Source organism: Acinetobacter indicus CIP 110367, assembly GCF_000488255.1.
GTDB lineage: Bacteria > Pseudomonadota > Gammaproteobacteria > Pseudomonadales > Moraxellaceae > Acinetobacter > Acinetobacter indicus.
In genome coordinates this window covers 1-7,531 of sequence record NZ_KI530746.1, presented here as the reverse complement: position 1 = coordinate 7,531, position 7,531 = coordinate 1, and the positions used below count along the sequence as shown (strand labels likewise).

The following is a 7,531-nucleotide window of genomic DNA, read 5'->3' as shown; positions in this document are numbered from 1 at the left end:
AAGGTGGGAAAATGTAGACTCAAAGGTGGGAAAATGTAGACTAATGGGTGGGAAAGTGTAGACTCAAAGGTGGGAAAATGTAGACTTATTAGCTCTCAAACACTTGCTATAAAAGGCTTACAGAGGTTTTAAAAATAAAAATATTAAAAGTATTAAAAATAAAAGGATTACTGTTTAAAAATCTAAGAGAATTTCTTGTTTTACGAGTATCAATTCGCATGGATGAATAATTATGAAAAATAACCATGATTTAGGTGGGAAAATGTAGACTAATGCTAAATCAATAGATAACAGAATTTTTCAATTAGTCATTTACACCATTTAAAAATGCAACTATATTACATTCAAATTAGTTATAAATTACAAGTAAAATGATTATCTTGATTGGAAGCCAAAAAGGTGGATGTGGTAAATCAACAATAGCCATCAACATTGCAGCATATCTTGCTAAACATAACAAAGACATTGTATTAGTTGATGCTGATCCTCAGCAAAGTTCAGCTAATTGGGTTAAAGACAGGGATAATACAGATTTACCCAAAGTGCATTGTGTTCAACGCTATGGCGACATCAAGAACACATTGAAAGACTTAGATAGTCGCTATGATTATGTAATTGTCGATGTTGCTGGGCATGATAGTAAAGAGCTTAGAACAGCAATGTTAACTACACATTACTTGGTAGTGCCATTTAGACCATCACAATTCGACTTGGATACTTTACCTCATCTGTCAGAGGTCATTGACCAAGCGAAGTCCTTTAATGAGGAACTGAAGCCATTTGGATTGCTAACACTGGCCCCAACAAATCCATCAGTTTCTGAAGTACAACAAGCCAACGATTATCTCGCCGACTTTCCATTATTCACTGCATTGTCTTCAGTAATCTATGATCGCAAGGTTTATCGTGATGTCACTGCTGAAGGTAAAGGTGTTGTTGAATCCAATAATCCAAAAGCAATAGAAGAGTTTGAGGCCTTTATGAAGGAGCTTTTAGCATGATTAAGAAAAGGGAAGTTGTGAAACCTTCATCTCCTGACATGGATGCATTCATTAATGGTGCTAATGAACAAACCACAGCAAAGCTAGATCCCAAAGCTTCTAGAAAATTTAAAACTCATACTATTCCAATGAATGAGTATGAGTATAAGTTACTGACTGAGTTAGCAGAAAAATATGGCCAAACCCATAATGGTATTATTAGATTTGCATTGAAGAAATTAAAGGAAGAATGAAACCAAATAGAAATAAATTTAAAACTAATTTAGTTTTAAATTAGTATTAATATTCAGGCTGTACTAGATGTACCCAGTACAGTCCATTAACAATTAATGACTAATGATGTTGGGAATTTTCTTTTATAAAATTTCAGTGATTTCTTACTGACTTATCATGCAGGTAAACTTCTTCAATCTTTTGTTGAAGTCATTGCTCTAATTTCTCTGGATGTACAAAATAACTAAAATATCCATTCAATCTAAAAGTGGCAGTCCACAAGATGGTTAGATGTGTCTAGAATTTTGGTGGCTATTCACTTATTTATTCTTTTTGAAGGCAAATAATAGATCTCTTGCGTTAGTCAAAATTTAATCAGTGATAAACGTTGATTTTTAAATAAATATCAAAGTCTAAAATAGTCAAAAATATTACTTTCGCAAGAGGTCTAATATAAGCATTAGTATATATCTTATGTCAAAATCGACCTATTTTTGGAAGTTACACCATATACCGCAGATATAGAATACTTAATGCAAGTATTTAATATTTAATGTTTTTTCTAGTTTAAAAAAGAAGAAAGCCCGCTTGACAGAAGTCAAGCAGGGCTCTATATTCTTCGGCACGCAGTTATTTGATGGTGGAACATCAAATAACGAAGATCATAAGGTTTGGCGACCATTATGATTTCACACTAAGGCTTTTGCACCTGTACGATTATTTTTACAGTTATGTGCAGTAATTACAAGTCCTAACCTGAAAAACTTCGTTATTGATATGTTTCGTGTTTATTAAATAAGCAATACTTTTAGTATTTGGAGCTTTGCCTGCTTCTGCGTGTCCGTTTTGTACGGTTGGCATGTGGTGTGGGTGGAAGGATTAAGCGACGCTAGCGCACTACAGCGATTGTTTTATATGGATAAAGCAAGAGTTGCTACTAGGGGAAATCGACAAAGCAACAACGTGATGAGTAGCTGAATACTTGGCTTAAATCGTAAATTGGGGAAACCCTTGCGGAGATAGTTGGGTTCAGTTGGTTTGGGAACGTGTCGATGCGGTGTGTGAATCGTAATCTCAGCCTATAAGGGAAAGCACAATTACCCTTTGCAGATACGACCGATGCGTGGCTCCGTCAGCCCAAAAGGTGTACAGGCAATACTCCAAGAGCAAGCAAATTTTTTGCAAGCTCTTAGGGTGAGTATTGCCGAAACTCTCTCAACGTTCACCATCAGCCCGAGCAAAACGAGGGATGTGGGGGGACTTGAGAGAGTGAGAGCATTTAGTAGATTGTGATTAATTCGGTTAAGTGATTTGAATGTAATGTTTAAACGCAAAAAATAGGGGTTTTTAGCTCGATTAACTATTTTTTTAATCTTAGTACTTGTTGTTATTAAAGTTGCTTATAGAGCAAATGAGAGCAAAATAGGAAAGCCCTGTCCAATAAACTTGGAACAGGGCTTATGTTGGAGTTTCACGTTACCGCCTAACGCCAATAGAACGTATTGGTACGTTTTCACAGTTATCAACTTGTGACATTCTCTTTGCAGAGCAAAGGAAGCGAATCTCAAACCGTTCAGACAGCTTATGCCCGACTGTCATCACCACTAAGTTTAAGACAAACTTCGGTTGTGTTTTAGTTCCACAACTACGACTTTCTAACACCACTTTTCCGCTAGTTACGAAGCAAGATGTTTTCCATCACTGCTAAGTACAGGTCCGCTAATATTCAACCATCAAATTCAATCGTCACCGCTAAGTCACATTTGGACCGCTAGATGAAAATTCAGGAAAGAATACGTCACCGCTAAAACACTATTCCGCTAGTAAAACAACTTGACTGCTTCATAACGTCACCGCTAAAAAAAATAGCTAGTAGCGATTAATTCAACTTTAAAGTTTGGATTAATAACTAAGATATTTGGTTGGCGTGAACCAACAACGGAGCCACCGTTCATGCTTCTTACTGAATAATCATCAAATATCACAACTACTAACAGCCACGTTAATAATTGAAATAATCATTTTAATTTTCTTCCACGCCAAAAAAGTTCGTACCATTTCATAGATACCGAGGCTGCCACACCTCACTTTAAAAACCCTTGTCAGTGGTTTTAAATATTTCCCGCATTGTCTTTCGCTTCATCACCGCTTACGTTTTTATTCGCTCGAAGTGACTGGATCTATATAAATAAATGACTTAATAAAAAACCAGATATAAACATAGAATCTACTCAACAATTCTCCCTCTCTCATTAATCAAAACTTATTCCCCACTCAAGGCAGGTTTTCGCTTCAAAAGTCTATATCAAGGAGCCACCTTGTATAATGATCGACTTGAGAGATTCCCATATTAGTCATAATGGTCTTTGTTTATTAATAAAAGTAAACCAGTATTAATAAACGATCAGTACGCTTATCCACTCCACAAAATAACAGCGATTCCGTTGTTCTACGGTAAGAGTTCCAAAAACCCGTATTATTCACCGTTATTCGACTTCATTGTGGGTAAAGCACTTGACCTACGCAAAGCAACATCTTCGCTATGTTTAAATCACTAAAAAATAAAAAAGACCGCAATGAACTTAATCAATGCAGTCTTAATTTCTGAGTGACATAACGTTCTACGTGTCACCGTTACAGGCTTGAGCTATCCAGCGATCTCACCAACCAACCTGAAATGTCATCTCGACAAGTCATTCAAGTTAATCCTTGAGTACCGAAGTTTCCAGATTTCTCCTCAACTCCCTAATACCTCGCGATATTCTCAGCAGCCCACCTGTGCGCCATACATCATGCCCTTCGTAAAAATTGAAGCATGAAATAGGTGTTGTTAACGCAACTATCAATCCTTGAAGTTACTCACACTCTCCATTAGACAGGGTTTGATCCAGTCGCCTAGATTCCCGTTTCTATGTCGCCCAACTATTACATAGATTACATATTTACGACTGGTGAGCTTAAAAGCAGACCAGCGTTTATATGCAGTCAGGATTGGGTCAATAAGCGGAATTTCACCACCTAGTGCCCGTCATAGCCGCGCCAGCTAGATTTCTCACGCACGCAGCTTTGCGAGTTTTAGTATACGTTGGCTGACGTATACACATAAAACCGCAATGACAAGGGTCTAGAAAAATTCGGGACAGATACGAATCACATCGATCCCAAAAATTCATATTTGGCAGGCACAGAATAAGCCACAAAAAACCTAAAAACAACTGTTTGCTGGGGTCCACAGGAACTCTTATTTACAGAAAACCCATCTTCGCTTAAAAAAAAACCATTTTTAGTGAAAAATGGTTTTGTGATTCTTTAAAATAAAAGATAGACTTTTATGCTTTCCGCAAAAAACGCAGGTTTTGGTTGATTTATGATCTACTACACAACAACAAAAACTGACTGTCTTCTCAGTATCATGCAATGCGTTTCCAATGGAAAAGCAAAGTTCTGGTTTTCTGATGTTGTGCCTTTTTCGAAGTTTCAAAACCTGATTCCGAAGCTCATTTTGGAATATGGTCTTGATCTCGGTGAGCAAGAGCGTAAGAAAAAATCAGACTACGGGGAGCCGGTCTGGAGTCTTGTGATCAATTATGATCCGGAAAAAAGTGAGGTTTTCCAGTTCTGGTTATTTAGTACTGGTTATCGAGAAGCACGAAGAAGCAAGCTGACGCTACAAGAAATACTCGCTAAGAATTCGAGCATGCTACGCAAGCAAAAGTTGAATAGTATTTTGACGACTAGAAAAGAAAAACTGCTACGCTTTGGTCCCTATGTATTAGGTCAATATATTGAATTTTCTGATCTGAAAACTGAATTTGCGAAGGGATATTATTTCCCTGAGCATTATGGTGTCATTTTTAATACACATGCAAAACGTGTGAAGGTCATTGATAGCAACAAAAAGTTTATCTATCGAATCTTTAAGCCCTTTGATGCTTCGGAAGAACGACGATTTAAGAGTTTATATCGAAAGTTTGCTTTTGTTTTTTTAGACGATGAGCACAATCGTTGGAATCAGGCGTCTGTGACTCAGTTTCTATTGGGGTTTGGGGTTAAATTTGAAAATGATGAGAGTTACAACGATAAGCTAAAAGAACTTACCCGGGTCTTACGTCTGGTTCGAAAAAAGCATTTAGAATTCTTTCAGCGTTATTCCACTAAGAATGTCCGGTTCACATGGTATCTGTCACAGGAGTTCTTAGATGGATCTAAACGTGAGTTTGAAAAGAGATTAAACAAGATCCAAACTACGCCAGAAAGTATAGAGAAATTTGCAGAAGCCAGCGCACGCTTGATGGCACATGGGAATTTTCATGGGACTCGATTTCAAATTGGTTCAATACAGGCAAGGGTTCGAAAATTATTGAATCAGATGCAGCCTGATCATAAGAAGCTGAATAAGAAGTATTTCACGGACCATCTGCACTATGTCCGATTTACCAAGAAAAAGGCAATGAGCATTAAAGAGTTTGAAATGGCTTGTAGAAATGCAGATCAGATCTATTTGAACAAACAGAATAAGCAAAAAACTAAAGACTGAAGGTGAACTATGCCGAAATACCCAGAGGATTATTATCTCAGCCGTGAAGAAATTGATGATTTGAGAGCTGAGACCAAAGATGCAGCAAAATATATGAAGGATTTTTTCAATTTTAAGATTGAAGCACGCTATTCATATAGTGTGACGTGGTCTGCCCAAGACGGAGAATTTGTTGGCCTTTGTGCCGAATTTCCTTCGCTGTCCTGGTTAGATCCAGACCCTGATAAAGCACGCTCAGGCATTGAGAAACTTGTCTTTGATGTATTACAAGACATGAGTTCCACTGGAGAAGCCATACCTTAATATTTTTGGAAAAATGCCTGATTCCGCTGGATGTATTCATTCAGATTATTTGAATCTAAGCCGAATATTTGAAGTTTTTTATCGACATATTTGAAAAAGAAATAGTAAACAATGTGCATTATCCCAAGTGCCAACGCCTCCATTTTGATCGCCGGTAATAGGGCATTTGAGTTTGTAAAGAGAACGTCTAACGTGAAATTATTGAAAAAATAGATGAAGAAAGTCATCAGGCTGAGGAGGGTCAAAAGTGCATAGGCTTTCACACAGGCTTTGCACTGCTTATTCATTTTTTCCAATTTTTGAAAGGTTATAGTATTCATTTTGATCTCAAGGCATTTAAATTTTTGAGAGATAAACTCTTTACGGATTCTGCATTTCCAGGATCTAAAAGTGGGTAGAGATTTTGTGTTGAATTATAGCTTGCTTCGTGAAAATTTATTGAAATTACATAGAGTTAATTTATCAGTAAGATACTGAAATTAAATAATATCATTAAGATGAGCACACATAATACCTACCTAAATTTGCCTCATCAGGTAGGTATTATGTGTGATGCTAAGCTTTTATTTTTTTAAATGCATTAAGTATTTGATTTTAAATGTAATTTTATTTGTGTGGCAAAAATAAAACCTAAACATTAACATTTATAAGTAATTGAAATTAAAAATAAAATATAGAACACACATCATAGCTACCTTGAAGCAGAAAAGAAGCTATTGTGTGTGTTGAATAGTACCTCAGATGCAGAAATGCCTTTAGTTTTCTGTGCTGAATGGCCTGACTTGGAATATGATTTATACGTAGGTTTTACTTGAGAGCGCAGCAATATGTCAGCAGTAAATCTAATCAATGAAAGTGACAATGAATCCGATATTGCTTCCAGAGCCGCGGATGTACTTCGAGACTGCTTTATTGCAGCAGCTCAAAGTGGAACGATACTGTATGTAGAAAATGATAATTTGGTGAGTAAGGCTCCGAATAGCGTACCGATCTTGATTAAACGTTTGTGTGGTCGTAATCCCGAACTTGCTCAACGATTTGCTGGTCGCCGAACTTTTAAAATTAAAAAACGTAAAATTAATGGGGATTGAAGCAGGCTTGCACTTAAATTTTAAATAGAAAACTCAAAAGTGGAAAACTGATTCAGTAAAAACCACTTATTACAAATAAATAATTAAAAAAATATTTATATCAAATACTTAAATTTTGATTAAGAAGCTATATCTTTTCACTTTTTAGCTATTTTCAAAAAAAATGCATATATGAGTGTAATCTATTTCAGTAGAGATAACTTTTTAAATGGTCTCTAATACCTGAACTGCGCATAAGAGATTTTGTGTCAAATAGTCGCTGGTTATAAAAAATTGGGTATACGGATTTAATGGTTGATGGGGCACCTTTACCCCACCAACCTGATACCATTATCAGATGGTTGATAGATCGACTCCGTAGTTGAGTTCCTCTGCGAAGTCCGGCA

The 7,531-nt window shown here is 36.5% G+C and carries 6 protein-coding genes; 5 read left to right on the top strand and 1 reads right to left on the bottom strand.

All coding sequences use genetic code 11. The annotated features are described in order from the left end of the window. The first annotated feature begins 371 nt into the window (after positions 1-371). From P253_RS04610 to P253_RS04595, 4 genes are all read left to right on the top strand, one after another. Positions 372-1,001, top strand: a complete 630-nt coding sequence (locus tag P253_RS04610) for an AAA family ATPase (RefSeq protein ID WP_016658925.1) — start codon at positions 372-374, stop codon at positions 999-1,001. Beyond that, positions 998-1,234 carry a ribbon-helix-helix domain-containing protein gene (locus tag P253_RS04605; protein ID WP_016658924.1) on the top strand — a complete coding sequence of 79 codons (237 nt, stop codon included), beginning with the start codon at positions 998-1,000 and terminating at the stop codon, positions 1,232-1,234. Before P253_RS04610 ends, P253_RS04605 begins: the two co-directional genes overlap by 4 nt. Positions 1,235-4,626: 3,392 nt before the next feature. Beyond that, entirely contained in the window at positions 4,627-5,751 is a 1,125-nt protein-coding gene (locus tag P253_RS04600; RefSeq protein WP_016658923.1) for a hypothetical protein, read from the top strand. A gap of 93 nt (positions 5,752-5,844) precedes the next feature. Then, positions 5,845-6,054, top strand: coding sequence for a hypothetical protein (locus tag P253_RS04595; RefSeq protein ID WP_035363148.1), 210 nt, complete (start codon positions 5,845-5,847; stop codon positions 6,052-6,054). Here the strand turns inward: P253_RS04595 and P253_RS04590 are convergent. Next, positions 6,051-6,374, bottom strand: coding sequence for a hypothetical protein (locus P253_RS04590; RefSeq protein WP_016658921.1), 324 nt, complete (start codon positions 6,372-6,374; stop codon positions 6,051-6,053). The genes P253_RS04595 and P253_RS04590 overlap by 4 nt on opposite strands. Before the next feature lie 507 nt (positions 6,375-6,881). Here P253_RS04590 and P253_RS04585 point away from each other — a divergent pair. After that, positions 6,882-7,145: a hypothetical protein gene (locus tag P253_RS04585; RefSeq protein WP_016658920.1), complete on the top strand. Its 264-nt coding sequence runs from the start codon at positions 6,882-6,884 to the stop codon at positions 7,143-7,145. The last annotated feature ends 386 nt before the right edge of the window (positions 7,146-7,531 follow it).